Origin of the sequence: Pseudomonas sp. TMP9, assembly GCF_037943105.1 — a bacterium.
In the GTDB taxonomy this organism is placed as follows: domain Bacteria; phylum Pseudomonadota; class Gammaproteobacteria; order Pseudomonadales; family Pseudomonadaceae; genus Aquipseudomonas.
In genome coordinates, this window is sequence record NZ_CP149803.1 from 1500065 (window position 1) to 1515830 (window position 15766).

The following is a 15766-nucleotide window of genomic DNA, read 5'->3' on the forward strand; positions in this document are numbered from 1 at the left end:
ACTCTTTTCGCAATGTTTACGCTATGCGCGCCAGCGTACCGACAGGCTCTGCTGTTACTGCGATTGTTGGCTCTGCAAGCTGCGTCCTTAGCCTAAGAGCAGCGCTGATAAGGGAGTTCAACATGTGTGCAGCTATGCGACCTGATCAGTTGATGGTGTGTGTGGGTTGTCATGAAGGTGTCACTCGTTGTGCTGCGCCAGGACGGCCATGAATCTGCCCGCATTGCAGCATCTGAAAGGCCAATGGCGTCAGCACCTAGGCGCCATGCGAATGGCATGGGCGCGCGCGTTACACAACCCTGAACTGCACCATGCCGGCCATATGCAGCGTTTAGCAGGCTTGCTGCAGGCGCGTTATGGCTTCTCCCGCAGCGATGCTGATGCTCAGGTCCAAGGTTTTTTTGCCCGCAAAAGCCAGCGTGACAGTGGCCCCGTTTAAGCGCGGTGCTGTTTGCAACCAAGGCGCTTGTCGGCTGATTGGAGAAACCTGATGAACATGGACTTCCGCCCACTTTTATTGGCCTTCGCCCTCGCTTATGCCGGGCTGGCCGTGGGCAGCCTGCTGATTGCTCTAAACATGGCGCAGAACGCTGCGCCCAGCTGCGTCGTGAGCCGTTGCTCCGGCCGCTAAAAATGCTCGCTGCAGTGCTGCTTAGCGCTGCGGTCTAGCCAACCTGAGTGTGCGCGTGGAAAAAACCGCCGCCCGCTCACCCGTAATTGCTTTGAGGACATACCTATGAACAGGACTTCATCCATGCTTTCTGGCACGACTGCGTTACGACTGGCCGGCCTCTTTACTGGGCTGCTGTTGCTGAGCGCCTGCGCCGCACCGCCGGTAGCGCCCAATCAAGCGTTGCAAGCGGCTGAATCGGCGATCAGCAATGCCGAACAAGCGCGTGTGGCTGACTACGCCTCGCCGGAGTTGGGCGTTGCGCGGGAGAAACTGGCTGCGGCTAATTTGGCCGTCCAGCGCGAACAAATGTTGATGGCTGAGCGCTTGGCGGATCAGTCGCGGGTTGAAGCCGAATTGGCGCTGGCCAAGTCGCAAGCAACCAAGGCCAACGTTGTTAACGACGAAATGCGTAAAAGCACCAACAGCCTCAAGCAAGAAATGCAGCGCAACACAGGAGCTCAACAATGAACACGGCCCATAACGTGAAGTACCTGTTGCTGGCTGCTGCCATCAGCCTGACCCTGGCTGGCTGTGCTTCTCCGCCGACTATGCCGCAAGGTGCAGCGGATGCCCGCACTAAACTTACGCGCCTGCAAGCTGACCCGCAGCTTAATACCCGGGCACCGGTGGCGCTTAAAGCGGCTGAGCAGGCGGTGATCGTTGCCGAACAACCGCGTGAAGACGAGGCAGAGGAGCAAGCACTGGGTCAGCATCTGGTGGTGATGGCTGACCGTAAAGTAGAAATCGCCAGCGCCTTAGCGCAAGCGCGGTTTTATGAAGATCAGCGCAAAGCCCTTAGCGCCCAACGCGAAGGCGCACGTTTGGATTCACGCACCCGTGAGGCTGATCAGTTGCAGCAGCAACTGGACGAGCTGAATGCCAAGCAAACTGAGCGTGGCTTGGTCATGACTCTGGGCGATGTACTGTTTGCCACGGCTCGCTCCGAGTTGCGTGCGGGTACGGCGAATAACCTGGGCAAGTTAGCGATTTTTCTTAAGCAGAACCCTGAGCGGCGCGTGATGATTGAAGGGCATACCGATAGCGTCGGTAGTGAAGAAAATAACCTCAGCTTGTCCCAGCGCCGTGCTGCATCGGTGATGAGTTACCTAACAGGCCAAGGTGTTGCACCAAGCCGTTTGAGTGCTGCAGGTAAAGGCGAGAGCATGCCGGTTGCCGGTAATGAATCGGCCTCGGGCCGGCAGATGAACCGCCGCGTTGAGCTCATCATCAGCGAAGAGTAAACCTGCAGCCGTGATGGTTGATTAGCCGTGTTTGTAAGCACGGCCGCGCTTTAGCAGCCCGGCGTTGCGCTTACAGCCAGGACGGTATCGACCGTGTAAAAGAAGGCCCACTCAGTGGGCCTTTTGCTGTGGCGAGTAAACCGCTAAACCGCCTCAGAACGTTGCATCAGGCTGCGTTGCCGCCATTCCATAAAGGTTTTCAGCAGCAAGGTCAGCAGAGCCATGCAGGCCAGCAGCGCAGCGGCGGTAAAAGCGGCGGCGGGCTTGTAATCGTTGTTCAGCTGATCGACCAGCAGCGGCAGGGTCAGGGTCTGGTTGATGATGGTGCCGGACACCACTGACACCGCACCGAACTCACCCACCGCGCGGGCATTGGTGATGACCACGCCATACAGCAGTGCCCATTTGATCTTCGGCAGGGTGATGTGGCGGAAAATCTGCCAGCCATTGGCCCCCAGACACAGTGCTGCGGTTTCTTCATCCTGGCCTTGGGCCTGCATCACCGGAATCAGAATGCGCGCCACATAGGGCGCGGTGACAAACACCGTGACCATGACGATACCCGGCCAGGCAAACATCAACTGCATGCCGTTATCGTAGAACCAGCGCCCCAGCGCGTGTTCCAGCCCATACACCACCAAGTAACAGAGCCCGGCCACCACCGGTGACACCGCGTACGGGATGTCGAGCAGGGTGGTCAGCAGCTTGCGCCCGCGAAAATCGTAATGGGTTACGCACCAGGCCAGCAGAATGCCGAAACACAGGTTGATCGGCACCGTCAGCGCCGCCACCAGCAGGGTTAGGCCGATGGCGTGGAGCATAAAGTCCTCACCCAGGTTGCCCCACAACAAGGCCAGGCCACCGGAGAAGGCTTTAGTGAAAATCAGCGCCAGCGGCACCAGCAGAATCAGGGTGATCAGGCTCAGCCCAAGGCCGATCAACAGCCATTGGTGCCAGTATTGAGGTTTTTTCATATGCCTTGCCGTTGCCATTTGAACAGGCGGCCTTGCAGCACTTGCAGGCTAAACAGCAGCACCAGTGAGGCCAGCAGAATGACCGAGGCAATTGCCGCAGCCGCGGGGTAGTTGAACTCCTGCAACCGCACGAAAATCATCAGCGAAGTCACTTCAGTTTTGAACGGGATGTTGCCAGCAATCATGATCACCGCGCCAAACTCGCCTAGGCTGCGGATAAACGATTGCGAAGCGCCGGTCAGCAGCGCCGGAATCAGGGTGGGCAGCACCACGTAAAAAAACGTTTGCACACGATTAGCGCCCAGAGTGCTGGCGGCTTCCTCGTAGTCGCGGCCTAGATCCTGTAGCACCGGCTGCACCGTGCGCACCACAAACGGCAGGCTGGTAAACACCATGGCAATCAAAATGCCGGGGTAGGCGTAGGCCAGTTTGATGCCCATGGGTTCCAGCCACTGTCCTAACCAACCGCTCGGCGCCAGCAGGGTGGCCAACGTCAGACCCGCCACCGAGGTGGGCAGGGCGAAGGGCAGGTCGATCAGCGCATCCACTAAACGGCGGCCGGGGAAGTCATACCGGGTAATGATCCACGCCAGCAAGATGCCGATCAATACGGTGAATACGGTGGCGTAGAACGCGCCGCTAATCGTCACCTTATAGCTTTGCACCACGCGCGGATCGCTGATCGCCCGCCAGTACTGCGCCCAGCTCATGTCGCTGACATACAGCAGCAACGCCGAGAGCGGAAACAGGATCACCAGCGAGATGTAAAAGGTGCTGAAGCCGAAACTCAGACCAAAGCCTGGTAGCAGCGGGTTCTGCAGAAAGAAGCGGGGTGTCTTAGCCACACATAAATCCCTGAAAGCACAAACCGCCGTAAAGACGGCGGCTGTTTGTTGCTCAAACCGATGAAGCCTTAGCGACCTTCGGCCAAAAGTTGGTCAAGGATACCATCGGCATCGAAATGCTTGGCAGTGATCTCATCCCAAGTGCCAAGTACTTCGGTTGGGTTGATCAGGCGAATCTGCGGGAACTGCGCCGCGGTAGCCGCCACGACTTCTGGGTTGTGCACTCGGTAGTTGAAGGTGGTCAGCAGTTGCTGGATGTCTTTACTGTACTGGAAGTCCAGGTAGGCTTTGGACACCTCACGGGTGCCTTTTTGGTCGACGACTTTGTCCACCAGCGCTACCGGGAACTCGGCCAGCACACTGACCGGCGGCACAACAATCTGGTATTCGCCGGATTTAAATTCTTCACTGTTGGCGATGTTGACCACTTCCGACTCGAAGGTCAGCAGCACGTCACCTTGGCCGTTCTGGGCAAAGGCCACTGTGGCAGCGCGCCCGCCAGTGGGGAAGTTCTCAACGTTGCGCAGCACTTTGCCGACAAAGTTTTTCACTTGCGCTTCATCGCCATTGAATTTTTCGTTGGCGTGCAGCCAGGTGCCCAGGTAGCTGTAACGGGCGTTGCCGGAGGTTTTCGGATTGGGGAAGACCAGCTTCACATCGTCGCGGGCCAAGTCGTCCCAGCCTTGGATATTCTTCGGGTTGCCTTTGCGCACCAGAAACGCCGTGGTGCTGTAGTAGGGCGAGCTGTTATTGGGGAACTGCTTGGCCCAGTCCTCACGCAATAAACCGCGTTTGGCCAAGATATCCACGTCGGTCACTTGGTTGAACGTCACGGTATCGACCTTCTTGCCCTGGATGATGTCCTGCGCCTGGCGCGAGGAGCCGGCGAAGGATTGGTCAATTTTTAACTCTTTACCGGTCTGTTCTTTCCAGTGAGCAACAAACTTGGGGTTGATTTCGGCAAACAGCTCGCGGGCGATGTCGTAGGAGGCATTCAGAATTGGCGTCTCATCCGCCACGGCGATGGCGCTACCCATTAGGCTTGAGATGATGGCGCTGGCCAGCAAGATTTTCTTCAGCATGATGCAGTCGTTCCTCGTCACGGCGCTGACGAGCAGCGCGGGGTTGAAGCCTGACCTTTTGGCCAGAATAAGGGGGTGATACTGCACAGGTTCTTTATTCTTAAAAAGAAACTTTTAATGCTATTGATATAACTGAAATCAAATATGCGAGGGTTGATGGGCGCTGTTTAGCCGCTGAGCAGCCACCTTAATAAGATTGCTGAAGTAAGGCTGGTTGCGCCGAACCGCAGGGCGCAAGCCTTACGCGCGCAGGCGAGTGCGCCGCTCACTGCGACTTTGCAGGCGATAGAGATAGGCGAAGCCCTGCTCCCAGCGCCGATGCCCAGACGTCACATTGATATGCCCGGCATTCTCAAGGATGGTCGCCTCACTGCCCCAGTCGCGAGCCAATTCAATCGCCCTGGCTGCACTGGCGGCGCCGTCGTTGTCCGAACCAATAAGCTGACTGGGAAACGGCAATAGATGCTGGGGGATGGGTGCGAAGTTTTGCAGTGCTGGCGGGCAGTCGGCTCGTTGCACATCCGCCGGGGCGACCAGTAACGCGGCACGAACTCGGCTCAGTGCTTCCACAGGTGCCTGCGCCGCCCAATGCGCCACCGTGATGCAGCCCAAGCTGTGGGCAATCAAAATGGTCGGGCGCGGATCACTGTCAATGCTGCGCTGCAACTCGGCAACCCAGGCTTGGCGGTCAGGGTTTAGCCAGTCGCGTTGCTCCACCCGAGAGCTACCGGGCAGGCTGCGTTGCCAATGGCTTTGCCAGTGCTCGTCGGCGGAGCCTTGCCAGCCCGGCACTATCAGATAACGGATCGTCTGGTTGCGCATCGTGCGCCCTCCTGCAGGTGTGAATGGCTGCAGTGTAGGCAGAGCGGGTCGATATCAAAAAGAATAAGAAATTATTTGCTTATTCCATAAGTGGTAATTGGACGTTGCGCACCCTTTGATTTTTTATATGCTAAATAATTATATAAATGTTCTTAAATAGTATTTATAGGAATATGAGATGCGCCTCTACTATCCGCAGCCCAGCCACTCGCCAGGCCTATTTGCCCGCTACCCAGTGGCTTTTATAAGGAGCTTAGAAATGACCGCAACCGTGCGAAACCTAGAAGGTCAGGACGAAGTGAGCATTCTGCGAGAAATCCAGGCAGCCCTGCAGGGGCTGAAGTTTGGCGCAGTGGAAATCACCGTGCACAACGGCCAGGTGGTGCAGATTGAGCGCAAGGAGAAATTCCGCCTGAACCCTCAAAGCAGCCACAACACCTGAGTTCATGTTCAACAACACACCCCGACCGGACCACCGGAGGGCGTGAAATGAAAAGAGTCGAGCCATGCACACACCCATGAATACGCGCTGCACGTCACGAATGTGCAGCTAAGCAGTCGACCCCATTGAACGCCATTTCTGATTCAGTCCCAGTAGGAGCAGCACCATGTCTATTCGTCGTTTCGCCCTGGCGGCCCTCGCCAGCGCTCTGATCGCCGGCCCGGCCGCGGCACAGACCTTACTCAACGTGTCATATGACCCGACCCGTGAGCTTTACACCGAATTCAACGCCGCCTTCAACAAACACTGGCAAGCCCAGAGCCACGAGGCCATCACCGTTCAGCAATCCCACGGCGGTTCGGGCAAACAGGCCCGTGCGGTAATCGACGGCCTGCGTGCTGACGTGGTGACCCTGGCGTTGGCAGGTGACATCGACGAGTTGCACAAGCTCGGCAAACTGATCCCGGAAAACTGGCAAGAGCGCCTGCCGAATGCCAGCACGCCCTACACCTCGACCATCGTGTTTCTGGTTCGCAAGGGTAACCCCGAAGGCATCAAGGACTGGGATGACCTGGTTAAGCCCGGTGTAGAAGTGATCACCCCGAACCCGAAAACTTCGGGTGGCGCGCGCTGGAATTTGCTCGCAGCCTGGGCGTTTGCTCAGCAGAAGTACGGCAGTGAAGAAAAAGCCAAGGCGTTTGTCGCCAAACTCTACAAAAACGTGCCTGTGCTGGACACCGGTGCGCGTGGATCGTCCGTTACTTTCATCAATAACGGTATTGGCGATGTGTTGCTGGCTTGGGAAAACGAGGCATACCTGGCGCTGAAGGAAGAGGGCGGCAAGAACTTTGAGATCGTTGCGCCTTCATTGTCGATTCTGGCTGAGCCGCCGGTGGCAGTGGTTGATCAGAACGTTGATAAGAAAGGCACCCGCAAAGTGGCTGAGGCTTACCTCAACTACCTGTACAGCGACGAAGGTCAGCGTCTGGCCGCTAAGCACTTCTACCGTCCGCGTAATCAGGACGTTGCCAAGGAGTTTAGTCAGCAGTTCTCTGACCTCAAGCTGGTGACCATCGACGGTGATTTCGGTGGCTGGAAAACAGCACAGCCCAAGTTCTTCAACGATGGCGGCATTTTCGACCAGATCTATCAAGTGCAGTAAGCCGTCGTTCGTAGGGTGGATGGCCGCCCCGTGGATCACGCTTCACCGATCCACCATCGCACTCTGCGAGCGCCGCTGGTGGAAGTTAAAAGCGACTTCCACCCTACACAAAGCACGCCTTCTTTCGCCCTACGCCAAGGCCAAAAACATGTCTCGCCGTACTTCCCCCGTCATACCCGGCTTCGGGCTGACGCTGGGGTACACCGTGGTGTACCTCAGCCTCTTAGTGTTGATCCCTCTGGGTGCTATGTTTGTGCATGCCGCCCAGCTTACCTGGGATCAGTTTTGGGCCATCATCTCTTCGTCGAGGGTCATCGCCGCGCTGAAGCTGAGCTTTGGTACCGCCTTCCTCGCCGCGCTCATCAACGGTGTCATCGGCACGCTGCTGGCGTGGGTGTTGGTGCGTTATACCTTCCCTGGGCGCAAGGTTATCGAAGCCATGATCGACTTGCCTTTTGCTCTGCCAACTGCTGTGGCCGGCATTGCCTTGACTGCGCTCTATGCGCCAAATGGGTTGATCGGTCAGTTCGCCAGCGACCTGGGGTTCAAAATCGCTTACACCCCACTTGGCATCACCCTCGCGCTGACCTTTGTGACGCTGCCATTTGTGGTGCGCACCCTGCAGCCGGTGCTGGCAGACATTCCCCGTGAAGTGGAAGAAGCTGCTGCCTGTCTCGGTGCTAAACCGTTGCAGATTGCGCGCTATGTGCTGCTCCCCGCGCTATTGCCGGCCTGGTTGACCGGCTTTGCTCTGGCTTTTGCCCGGGGTGTGGGTGAATACGGATCGGTGATCTTTATCGCGGGCAATATGCCCATGAAGACTGAAATTCTGCCGCTCTTAATCATGGTTCAGCTGGACCAGTACAACTACGCCGGGGCAACCGCTATTGGCGTGTTGATGCTGGTGGTGTCGTTTATTTTGCTGCTGCTGATTAACTTGCTGCAGCGTCGCATCAGTCGTTCATAAGGAGCCTGGTATGTCATCTACACCCCTGACGGCCAGTGCCGCCACCAATGCCGCGCGTCGTGGCACTGCCCAAGGTCGTCGCGTACTGGTGGTCAGTGCTTGGCTGGTGTTTTTGTTGTTTCTGCTAATGCCGCTGTTTGTTGTGGTGACCGAGGCCCTTAAACAGGGTGTCGGCGTATTCTTCACCTCGATCATTGAACCTGATGCGATCAGTGCTCTGAAGCTGACGCTGCTTGCTGTGGCTATCGCGGTGCCGCTCAATCTTGTTTTCGGCGTGGCCGCTGCTTGGTGCGTGAGTAAATTTGAGTTCCGCGGCAAAAGCATCTTGGTGACCCTGATTGACCTACCGTTCTCAGTGTCGCCGGTGATTGCCGGGCTGGTTTATGTGCTGCTGTTCGGTGCTCAAGGTTTTATCGGTCCCTGGTTGCGTGAGCACGACATCCAGATCATCTTCGCTCTGCCGGGGATCGTCCTGGCGACGGTGTTTGTCACCGTGCCCTTTGTGGCGCGCGAGCTGATCCCGCTGATGCAAGCGCAAGGTACCCAAGAAGAGGAGGCCGCACGCCTACTCGGCGCTAATGGTTGGCAGATGTTCTGGCATGTGACGTTGCCCAATATCAAATGGGGCCTGATGTATGGCGTGGTGCTCTGTACCGCGCGCGCTATGGGCGAATTTGGCGCGGTATCAGTGGTGTCCGGGCATATTCGTGGTTACACCAATACGCTGCCGCTGCATGTTGAGATTCTTTATAACGAATACAATCACGTCGCCGCGTTCAGTGTGGCCAGCCTGTTGCTGCTTATGGCGCTGTTTATCCTCCTGCTCAAGCAGTGGAGTGAGTCCCGTATCAACCGTGTTAAAGCCAATGCTGGCGAGGAATAAAGCATGAGTATCGAAGTTCGTAACGTCAGCAAGAATTTCAATGCATTTAAAGCGCTGAACGACATCAACCTGAATATTCAAAGTGGTGAGTTGGTGGCCTTGCTCGGCCCCTCTGGCTGCGGCAAGACCACGCTGCTGCGTATCATCGCCGGGCTGGAAACGCCCGACAGCGGTAGCATTGAGTTCCATGGTGAAGATGTCTCTAACCACGATGTGCGCGACCGTAACGTCGGCTTTGTCTTTCAGCACTATGCGCTGTTTCGTCACATGACCGTGTTCGACAACGTCGCCTTCGGCCTGCGTATGAAACCCAAGAAACAGCGCCCCACTGAGGCGGTGATCAAGCGCAAGGTCCATGAGCTGCTGGATTTGGTGCAGCTCGATTGGCTGGGTGATCGTTACCCCGAACAACTCTCCGGCGGTCAGCGTCAGCGCATAGCCTTGGCCCGCGCCTTGGCCGTGGAGCCACGCGTATTGTTGCTGGATGAACCCTTCGGTGCGCTGGATGCCAAGGTGCGTAAAGAGTTGCGCCGCTGGTTGGCGCGGCTGCACGAAGACGTCAACCTGACCAGCGTGTTCGTCACCCATGACCAAGAAGAAGCCATGGAAGTGGCCGATCGCATTGTGGTGATGAACAAAGGCGTGATCGAGCAAATCGGCTCACCGGCTGAGGTGTATGAGAATCCGGCCAGCGATTTCGTCTACCACTTCCTTGGTGATGCCAACCGTTTATATGTTGGCGATGACCATCATGTGCTGTTCCGTCCCCACGAGATTCACCTCTCGCGCCACGCGCAGGACGGGCACCAAGCCGGGGAGGTGCGCGACATTCGTCCCTTGGGTGCGACGACCCGTGTGACGCTTAAAGTCGCCGGGCAAAGCGAGCTGATTGAGGCGGAAGTGGCCAAGGATCATGGCAGCCTAGCCAACCTAGGCCGCGGTGAAACCCTGTACTTCAAGCCTAAAGCCGGGCACCCGGTGATTTAATCGCGCTGAGTGTGTGCGGGTTAAAGCCAAAGGGAGCGCAATGCGCTCCCTTTGGTTCTTGCCGGCAGGCTATTTAACCTGCCATTTGCCTTGGCGCTGGATGAACTGCCCGGCCGGGGTCTTACCGAGGGCTTTCTGCCCAGCGATGGCTTCTACATCGCTTAGCTGAATACCGTTCTGGGCGGCTAATTTCTGGTATTCGGCGCGCCGCGCTTGGTTGATCAGCTTGGCGATTTCGGCTGCCTGTGCGGTGTTGCTGACAACCCCCAGGTAACCGTTAGGCATCTCACCCAATTGGCCGCTGGCTTTAGCATCGCCAAGGGCTGACATGGCTTCATTAAGGTTCAAGGCCACGGCTGGCAGGCTCAGGCTAAGCAGCAGTAACAGGCTGGCAAGGCGTTTATACATAGTCATGTTTGGGCTCCTTAGAACAATCCGCTGGATTCGCTGAACATGCTGTCCAGGGCTTTATCCACCTTGATATAAATTTCGTGCTCGATCTTCACATTGAGGTTGATGTTGATCGGCTCATTGGGCATCGCCAGCTGCACAGTCGGGGTGCAGGCTGTACTGAACAGCACGAGCAGCAGGGCGGCGAAACAATTACGCAAGCGCATGGCGCTTCTCCTTGATCTGAATCATGGCTCGGTTGGAGCCGTCTTGGCGTTGCGCTGCAGCATACGCTGTTGCACGCGCTGCTTGATGATGTCGCTGACTTTGTCGGTCAATTGCAAACTGGCCAGCAGGGTTGGGATGTCCTCTTGCAAGTTGATGTTGAAGTGGATCGGTCGGCCTTGTTCGATAGCGGGGTTCTGCCCCTGCAAACGCATGGCTAACAGCAGCGTACCTTGTTGGTTGTAATCGACCTGGCTGCTCAGGGTGGTGTAGCGAAAATCTTCCAATGACTGAGTCACCAACTGCATGGCCGGGTTGCTGCGGCCCAGTGCGCGAATCCGTTCGGAGTGAAATTGCAGCTGGCCACCGGGTTCGCGTGCGCTTAATTGGCCTTGTTCGATGGTCACGCCGTGGTGGCTGATGTGCAGCGGCAAGTGGCCATCGAGGGTGCCCGTACCGGCAAGCCCCTCTGTGGGATAGAGGATAAACAGCTGCTCAAGTTCCAGGCCTTGCATCTGCAGCGCAAACAGCAGGGGTTGGTCGCTAAGGTTCCACTGCCCAGGTGTGAGGGTCAGGTGGCCACCCATTACCCGCATCTCTGCGTGCTGCAGCTGTAATTGGCCGGAGGCGGGTGTTTGCAGGGCGGCACTGTAGCGACCTTGCAACTGCAGTGGGCCTAAGGGAATGCCCGGGTTGGCTTGGTCGAGGCGCAGCTCAGCTAACTCAAGTTGCAGTTGCTTAGGGTCGATGCGCAGATTTAGTTGGCCGCTTAAACCCTCCAGCGCAGTGCGGTCGTAAATGCCATTGAGGCCCTTGCCACTCAGTTCGAGGTTGACGGTGGGCAGTTGCTGAGCGCTGGCCAGCGTGAGGCTGGCGCTGGCATTCACTCGGCCATTATTCAGCTCCAGCAAAGCCGGCCAGGCAGTAAAGCTGGCTTGCAGCGGATTGCCTGTGCGCAGGAACAGTTCGCTCAATTGCGCCTGCACACTGAGGCCCTTGGCACTGTCGTGTTGCGCCTGCAGTTTGACCTGCAACCCCGCCTCGTTGCGCAGCGTGCCGTCAAGGTGCACCTGCTGCTGACGGGCATCGAGCGGCCCTTGCCAATACCAGCGCTGGGCTTGCAAGTGCGCATGGTGCGGCTGTGCACTCAGGTCGAGTGGGCCTTGCACGTGCCAGTCCTGAACGCCACCCGCTGCCAGCTGGGCTTTGAGCTGCAGGTTGCTGCTGCTGGCCTCAAGTTTCTGCACCCGAAAACTCTCACGACCTAAGTGCTGCAGGTTGAGGCGTGAGCCTTTGCCCACGGTGATTGCTACCTGCTGTTGATCAAGGTAGCCGTCAAGTTGCAGCTGCGTTTGTAATGCGCCGATATCCCAACCCTCTACCTGCAGCGCAGGGCTGCTGGCGCTAAGCGCGCCGTTCAGCAGTTGCAAGCCCCAAGGCTGGCCATTGGCTAGGAGCAGTGTGCCGTGCAGCGCAAACGGGCTGCGGCCCTTACCCGTAAGGTTTAGTTGCAAGGGCAGGGCGCGGCCGCTCAACGCTTGAGCAATAACTGTAGGCAGTGGCGCGGCCTGGATATTCAATTGCAACGCATCCGGCCGCAACGCTGACGGCAAGCCACTCATCAGCTCGCTGGGGATCTGCTCAAGGTTGAGCTGAGCGCTCAGGCTCTCGGCTAACCACTGCCCATCCAGCGCCTGCGCGGCCAGCTTAAAAGTGCCCTGCAGTTGGCCGATAGCCGGTATCGGCCAAGGTTCACTGAGGTTTGCGCTGGCATTGATACGGCCGCGGGCTTGCTGCAGCAACGCCATGCTGAGGGGCCCCGGCGCCAGTTGCAGTTGCCAGCTGGCGGCAAGCTGCGCAGCGGTTGGCGCTGCCGTCAGTTTAACCGTGGCGCTGGGCAACCATTGGCTAAGCCAGCGCTGCAGCGCCGCGCTGTGTCTTAGGTCAGCCGTTAGATCACCTTGCCAGTGCTGCTCGGTATCGGTGCGCTGCAGGCGGCTGCTGAGCTTAAATTGCGGCTGGTCATTGATGGCCAGCTTCAGTTGCAGGTCCGCCGCACCCGCATCAACCTTTACTTGAGCGTGCCAGCGCAGTTGATCCTGTTGCTGCTTAAAGTTGAGCTGCACCTCCAGCTGCTGCGCAGTTGTTGTGCTCAGCGTGTTCAGGTGCACATCGCCAAGCAACTGGCAGCGTTTGCCGGCGCAGGGTAGTTCGATATGCAGCGCAGCAACCTGCACGCGCTGCGGCAGCCGATGGATAAGCGCACTCAGCTGCTCTAGCGGCTGCTCTAACGTGACGACATCAGAGTTTATTGGTGTCGGTTGAGTGGGTACGCTCAGTTGCAAACGGCTGATGTCAATCTGCTGCCAAAAAGGCAGTGTTAGGCTGAGTCCGCGCCATGGCAGCTGTATTGTTTCCAGCTCAAACGTCCCATTGGGGTGCTGCAAGCTGAGCCAGTCCAGCGCGATACCGTGAGTGCTGAGGCCCAGGCCGCGCCATTCGAGGTGTTCAATCTGCTCGCGAACTAATAAGCGGCTGAGGCTCATATAACTGTAAGCACCCAGTAGGATGAGCAATACAACCAAGCAAGCAACAAGTCGCAGCCAGGTGCGCCGGCTGGGCATAAGCACTGATCCATAGTGGGGGAGTTGCGTGGCCGGACGTTACCCCATGTTCGCCATACTGCCAATCATGGTTAGCGGGTTTCTAGTTGGATTGTCGCTCATCACCGCGAGCCTTGATGGGCCGCCTTTAACTGCGTGTTTTGCGCTAAAAAAGAGCAGTGCGACGGCGTGCCGCATCAACTTGTGCACATTAGCGTCGCGCCTTGTCAAGCTGGATGCGGTAATTGACGTAAGCGCTTGATTCTTTTTGTTGATTTTATAAGTCAATGAATTATATAGATTTTTTATGTTGGTGAAAAAACCACCAGTTTGACTTCGGGCCCCGCAGGGTAAGCGATAAGGGCGCTTGCTCCCATGTTATCCACCAAGTTATCCACAGCTTCTGTGGATTAACCTGCGCGCTTGCTCTAGCCCGCCGGTTGGCGGGTTGTGCAAGGCTTTACCTCGGCGAGGAAAAGAGTAGAGTGGCGCGCCTCGTCAGCCACCTCTGCTTTTTATGCCTCGCGTAATTATTCGTATCCCTGCTGCTCAATCAGTTAACGCGCCACGTTTACCGGCGCGCGTTGCCCTCTGGTTACTCGACAGCCCGCGCTTGGGTGAGGCGCCGAGTGTTAAGCGCTTTGCCGGGCGCCTGCTCAAGCAACCTGCTCTGCAGGGCGTGGTGCAGGCGCAAAGTCGGTTGGGGCAATTGCTGTGCCGCGATTGTGGCAACCCACGTGACCGACGCATGGGCTTTGAGCTGCTACGTCAGGCTGCCCGCGCGGGCGATATGGGGGCTCAACTGGAACTAGGTCAGTTGTATGGCCAGTCGCGCAGTCATGAGCCGCAAAAAGCGCGGCATTGGCTGGAATTGGCCGCCGGGCAGGGCTCTCTCGAGGCACAGCACCTGCTGAAACAGCTCTGACTCAGGCGTTAGTACTGGTTATACTGCCAGTACTTTTCTGCGGAGCCGCTTATGCCCATCGATTTATCCACCGCACTGGTTCCTGCACTGTTTGGTGTTGCCGTTGCGGGGCTGCCTCTTCTTTACCTTGTTTGGTCGCTGCAACGCCGCCTCGCCAGCCGGCACGTGGAATTCAGCCTGCTGCAAGAGCGGCTGAGTAATGCGCAACTGGCTCAGGCCGGGCTGGCTGCACAGGTTGACGATTGCCGCGAAGAAATCGTCGACATCAGTGAGATCAAAGCCAACCAGCACGCTGAATTAGCCGCGCTGCGCCGCGAAACCGATTTGCTCCAACAGGAGCGGCAGATCGCCCGCGAAGCCGCGCAAGCCTCGACCCAACAGCGTGATCAACAAGAAGCTGAAATCCGTCGCCTCGATGCGCAGCGCGCGGCCCTCGGCGCCGAACTCAAGGAGCAGCAAGACAGCCATCAGCAGCGCCTGAGTGACCTGCAAGGCTCGCGGGATGAATTGCGTGCACAGTTCGCTGAGCTCGCCGGCAAAATCTTTGATGAGCGTGAACAGCGCTTTGCTGAAACCAGCCAACAGCAACTTGGGCAGTTGCTTGATCCACTTAAAGAACGCATCCAGTCCTTTGAAAAGCGCGTGGAAGAAAGCTACCAGCAAGAAGCCCGTGAGCGCTTTTCCTTGGGTAAAGAGTTAGAGCGCTTGCAACAACTCAATCAACGTCTAAGCGATGAAGCGACCAATTTAACCCGTGCGCTCAAAGGCCAAAAAATCCAAGGCAATTGGGGCGAGCTGGTGTTGGAGCGCGTGCTGGAGCACGCAGGCTTAGAGAAGGGCCGCGAGTACCACACCCAAGTCAGCCTGAAGAGTGCGGACGGCGAACGCTTTCAGCCGGATGTACTGATTCAGCTGCCGGGTGACAAACAGGTGGTGGTGGACGCCAAGGTCAGCCTGACCGCTTACCAGCAGTTTATTGCTGCCGATGATGAGCCGACCCGCCAGCTGGCGCTAAAGCAGCACGTGCTTTCATTGCGCAGCCACCTTAAGGGACTGTCGCTTAAGGATTACCAGCGTCTTGAGGGCCTGCACAGTCTGGATTTTGTTTTGCTGTTTGTGCCCATCGAAGCGGCTTTTGCCGCAGCGCTGCAAGCGGACCCAGGCCTATTTCAAGAAGCCTTCGACCAACACATCGTGATCGTCAGCCCCACCACCTTGCTCGCCACGTTACGGGTGATCGACAGCCTCTGGCGGCAGGAACGGCAAAGCCAAAATGCCCGTGAAATTGCTGAGCGTGCTGGCGCGCTGTACGACAAATTTGTCGCCTTTATTCAAGACTTGGATGAAGTGGGCATGCGTTTGCAGCAGCTGGACAAAGCCTACGCCGGCGCCCGTAATAAACTCTGTGAGGGCCGGGGCAACATCATCAGTCGGGTGGAAAACCTCAAACTCTTGGGCGCTCGCGCCAGTAAGAGTTTACCCAGCGACCTGCTCGAACAAGCCGCTGGGGTCATGGCGCTGGATGATCCGCCGAGCGAATAAATC

The 15766-nt window shown here is 57.4% G+C and carries 18 protein-coding genes; 11 read left to right on the top strand and 7 right to left on the bottom strand.

The window, feature by feature from the left end:
* Window positions 1-208 precede the first annotated feature (208 nt).
* From WF513_RS07180 to WF513_RS07195, 4 genes are all read left to right on the top strand, one after another.
* Entirely contained in the window at window positions 209-439 is a 231-nt protein-coding gene (locus WF513_RS07180; protein WP_339082789.1) for a CsbD family protein, read from the top strand.
* Window positions 440-490: 51 nt separating this feature from the next.
* Window positions 491-631: a hypothetical protein gene (locus WF513_RS07185; RefSeq protein WP_339082791.1), complete on the top strand. Its 141-nt coding sequence runs from the start codon at window positions 491-493 to the stop codon at window positions 629-631.
* A 105-nt stretch (window positions 632-736) separates the two neighbouring features.
* Window positions 737-1141 (top strand): DUF4398 domain-containing protein, encoded by a 405-nt coding sequence (locus WF513_RS07190; RefSeq protein ID WP_339082793.1) that lies wholly within the window; start codon window positions 737-739, stop codon window positions 1139-1141.
* The gene (locus tag WF513_RS07195) at window positions 1138-1914 is read left to right on the top strand and encodes an OmpA family protein (protein ID WP_339082795.1); all 777 of its coding nucleotides are present in this window, start codon (window positions 1138-1140) and stop codon (window positions 1912-1914) included. Before WF513_RS07190 ends, WF513_RS07195 begins: the two co-directional genes overlap by 4 nt.
* A gap of 143 nt (window positions 1915-2057) precedes the next feature.
* On the opposite strand, the gene cysW (WF513_RS07200) is transcribed toward WF513_RS07195, so the two are convergent.
* The 4 genes from cysW (WF513_RS07200) to WF513_RS07215 all read right to left on the bottom strand — a co-directional run bounded on the left by cysW (WF513_RS07200) (window position 2058) and on the right by WF513_RS07215 (window position 5637).
* Window positions 2058-2888, bottom strand: a complete 831-nt coding sequence (gene cysW / locus WF513_RS07200; protein WP_339082797.1) for a sulfate ABC transporter permease subunit CysW — start codon at window positions 2886-2888, stop codon at window positions 2058-2060.
* Window positions 2885-3733, bottom strand: a complete 849-nt coding sequence (gene cysT / locus WF513_RS07205; protein WP_339082798.1) for a sulfate ABC transporter permease subunit CysT — start codon at window positions 3731-3733, stop codon at window positions 2885-2887. Before cysT (WF513_RS07205) ends, cysW (WF513_RS07200) begins: the two co-directional genes overlap by 4 nt.
* Before the next feature lie 68 nt (window positions 3734-3801).
* Window positions 3802-4815, bottom strand: coding sequence for a thiosulfate ABC transporter substrate-binding protein CysP (gene cysP, locus WF513_RS07210; protein ID WP_339082800.1), 1014 nt, complete (start codon window positions 4813-4815; stop codon window positions 3802-3804).
* 240 nt (window positions 4816-5055) lie between these two features.
* Window positions 5056-5637, bottom strand: coding sequence for an alpha/beta hydrolase (locus tag WF513_RS07215; protein WP_339082802.1), 582 nt, complete (start codon window positions 5635-5637; stop codon window positions 5056-5058).
* A gap of 259 nt (window positions 5638-5896) precedes the next feature.
* Between WF513_RS07215 and oscA the strand changes: the two genes are divergently transcribed.
* The 5 genes from oscA (at window position 5897) to WF513_RS07240 (ending at window position 10078) form a co-directional block, all read left to right on the top strand.
* Complete coding sequence (oscA, locus tag WF513_RS07220; protein WP_339082804.1) at window positions 5897-6079, top strand: sulfur starvation response protein OscA; 183 nt, start codon at window positions 5897-5899, stop codon at window positions 6077-6079.
* Between the two features lie 166 nt (window positions 6080-6245).
* Window positions 6246-7241: a sulfate ABC transporter substrate-binding protein gene (locus tag WF513_RS07225; RefSeq protein ID WP_339082806.1), complete on the top strand. Its 996-nt coding sequence runs from the start codon at window positions 6246-6248 to the stop codon at window positions 7239-7241.
* A 148-nt stretch (window positions 7242-7389) separates the two neighbouring features.
* Complete coding sequence (cysT, locus tag WF513_RS07230) at window positions 7390-8208, top strand: sulfate ABC transporter permease subunit CysT (RefSeq protein WP_339082808.1); 819 nt, start codon at window positions 7390-7392, stop codon at window positions 8206-8208.
* Window positions 8209-8218: 10 nt separating this feature from the next.
* Window positions 8219-9091, top strand: a complete 873-nt coding sequence (gene cysW / locus WF513_RS07235) for a sulfate ABC transporter permease subunit CysW (protein WP_339082810.1) — start codon at window positions 8219-8221, stop codon at window positions 9089-9091.
* Window positions 9092-9094: 3 nt separating this feature from the next.
* Entirely contained in the window at window positions 9095-10078 is a 984-nt protein-coding gene (locus WF513_RS07240) for a sulfate ABC transporter ATP-binding protein (protein ID WP_339082812.1), read from the top strand.
* 69 nt (window positions 10079-10147) lie between these two features.
* Here WF513_RS07240 and WF513_RS07245 read toward each other — a convergent pair whose 3' ends face one another.
* The 3 genes from WF513_RS07245 to WF513_RS07255 are packed head-to-tail and all read right to left on the bottom strand — an operon-like array spanning window position 10148 to window position 13239.
* The gene (locus tag WF513_RS07245; RefSeq protein WP_339082814.1) at window positions 10148-10492 is read right to left on the bottom strand and encodes a YdbL family protein; all 345 of its coding nucleotides are present in this window, start codon (window positions 10490-10492) and stop codon (window positions 10148-10150) included.
* An 11-nt stretch (window positions 10493-10503) separates the two neighbouring features.
* Complete coding sequence (locus tag WF513_RS07250) at window positions 10504-10695, bottom strand: YnbE family lipoprotein (RefSeq protein WP_339082816.1); 192 nt, start codon at window positions 10693-10695, stop codon at window positions 10504-10506.
* Window positions 10696-10716: 21 nt separating this feature from the next.
* Window positions 10717-13239, bottom strand: coding sequence for a YdbH domain-containing protein (locus tag WF513_RS07255; protein ID WP_339082818.1), 2523 nt, complete (start codon window positions 13237-13239; stop codon window positions 10717-10719).
* 574 nt (window positions 13240-13813) lie between these two features.
* Here WF513_RS07255 and WF513_RS07260 point away from each other — a divergent pair.
* Both WF513_RS07260 and rmuC read left to right on the top strand, forming a co-directional pair.
* A complete protein-coding gene (locus tag WF513_RS07260) occupies window positions 13814-14221 on the top strand; it encodes a sel1 repeat family protein (protein WP_339082820.1) in 408 nt (135 codons plus the stop codon).
* A 177-nt stretch (window positions 14222-14398) separates the two neighbouring features.
* Window positions 14399-15763 (top strand): DNA recombination protein RmuC, encoded by a 1365-nt coding sequence (gene rmuC, locus WF513_RS07265; protein WP_339083467.1) that lies wholly within the window; start codon window positions 14399-14401, stop codon window positions 15761-15763.
* The last annotated feature ends 3 nt before the right edge of the window (window positions 15764-15766 follow it).

What these genes read in the sequence shown, in the direction of transcription:
- WF513_RS07180 (WP_339082789.1), top strand. Translation starts at nt 209, where the DNA reads ATGAATCTGCCCGCATTGCAGCATCTGAAAGGCCAATGGCGTCAGCAC.
- WF513_RS07185 (WP_339082791.1), top strand. Translation starts at nt 491, where the DNA reads ATGAACATGGACTTCCGCCCACTTTTATTGGCCTTCGCCCTCGCTTAT.
- WF513_RS07190 (WP_339082793.1), top strand. Translation starts at nt 737, where the DNA reads ATGAACAGGACTTCATCCATGCTTTCTGGCACGACTGCGTTACGACTG.
- WF513_RS07195 (WP_339082795.1), top strand. Translation starts at nt 1,138, where the DNA reads ATGAACACGGCCCATAACGTGAAGTACCTGTTGCTGGCTGCTGCCATC.
- cysW (WP_339082797.1), bottom strand. Translation starts at nt 2,888, where the DNA reads ATGAAAAAACCTCAATACTGGCACCAATGGCTGTTGATCGGCCTTGGG.
- cysP (WP_339082800.1), bottom strand. Translation starts at nt 4,815, where the DNA reads ATGCTGAAGAAAATCTTGCTGGCCAGCGCCATCATCTCAAGCCTAATG.
- WF513_RS07215 (WP_339082802.1), bottom strand. Translation starts at nt 5,637, where the DNA reads ATGCGCAACCAGACGATCCGTTATCTGATAGTGCCGGGCTGGCAAGGC.
- oscA (WP_339082804.1), top strand. Translation starts at nt 5,897, where the DNA reads ATGACCGCAACCGTGCGAAACCTAGAAGGTCAGGACGAAGTGAGCATT.
- WF513_RS07225 (WP_339082806.1), top strand. Translation starts at nt 6,246, where the DNA reads ATGTCTATTCGTCGTTTCGCCCTGGCGGCCCTCGCCAGCGCTCTGATC.
- cysT (WP_339082808.1), top strand. Translation starts at nt 7,390, where the DNA reads ATGTCTCGCCGTACTTCCCCCGTCATACCCGGCTTCGGGCTGACGCTG.
- cysW (WP_339082810.1), top strand. Translation starts at nt 8,219, where the DNA reads ATGTCATCTACACCCCTGACGGCCAGTGCCGCCACCAATGCCGCGCGT.
- WF513_RS07240 (WP_339082812.1), top strand. Translation starts at nt 9,095, where the DNA reads ATGAGTATCGAAGTTCGTAACGTCAGCAAGAATTTCAATGCATTTAAA.
- WF513_RS07245 (WP_339082814.1), bottom strand. Translation starts at nt 10,492, where the DNA reads ATGACTATGTATAAACGCCTTGCCAGCCTGTTACTGCTGCTTAGCCTG.
- WF513_RS07250 (WP_339082816.1), bottom strand. Translation starts at nt 10,695, where the DNA reads ATGCGCTTGCGTAATTGTTTCGCCGCCCTGCTGCTCGTGCTGTTCAGT.
- WF513_RS07255 (WP_339082818.1), bottom strand. Translation starts at nt 13,239, where the DNA reads ATGAGCCTCAGCCGCTTATTAGTTCGCGAGCAGATTGAACACCTCGAA.
- WF513_RS07260 (WP_339082820.1), top strand. Translation starts at nt 13,814, where the DNA reads ATGCCTCGCGTAATTATTCGTATCCCTGCTGCTCAATCAGTTAACGCG.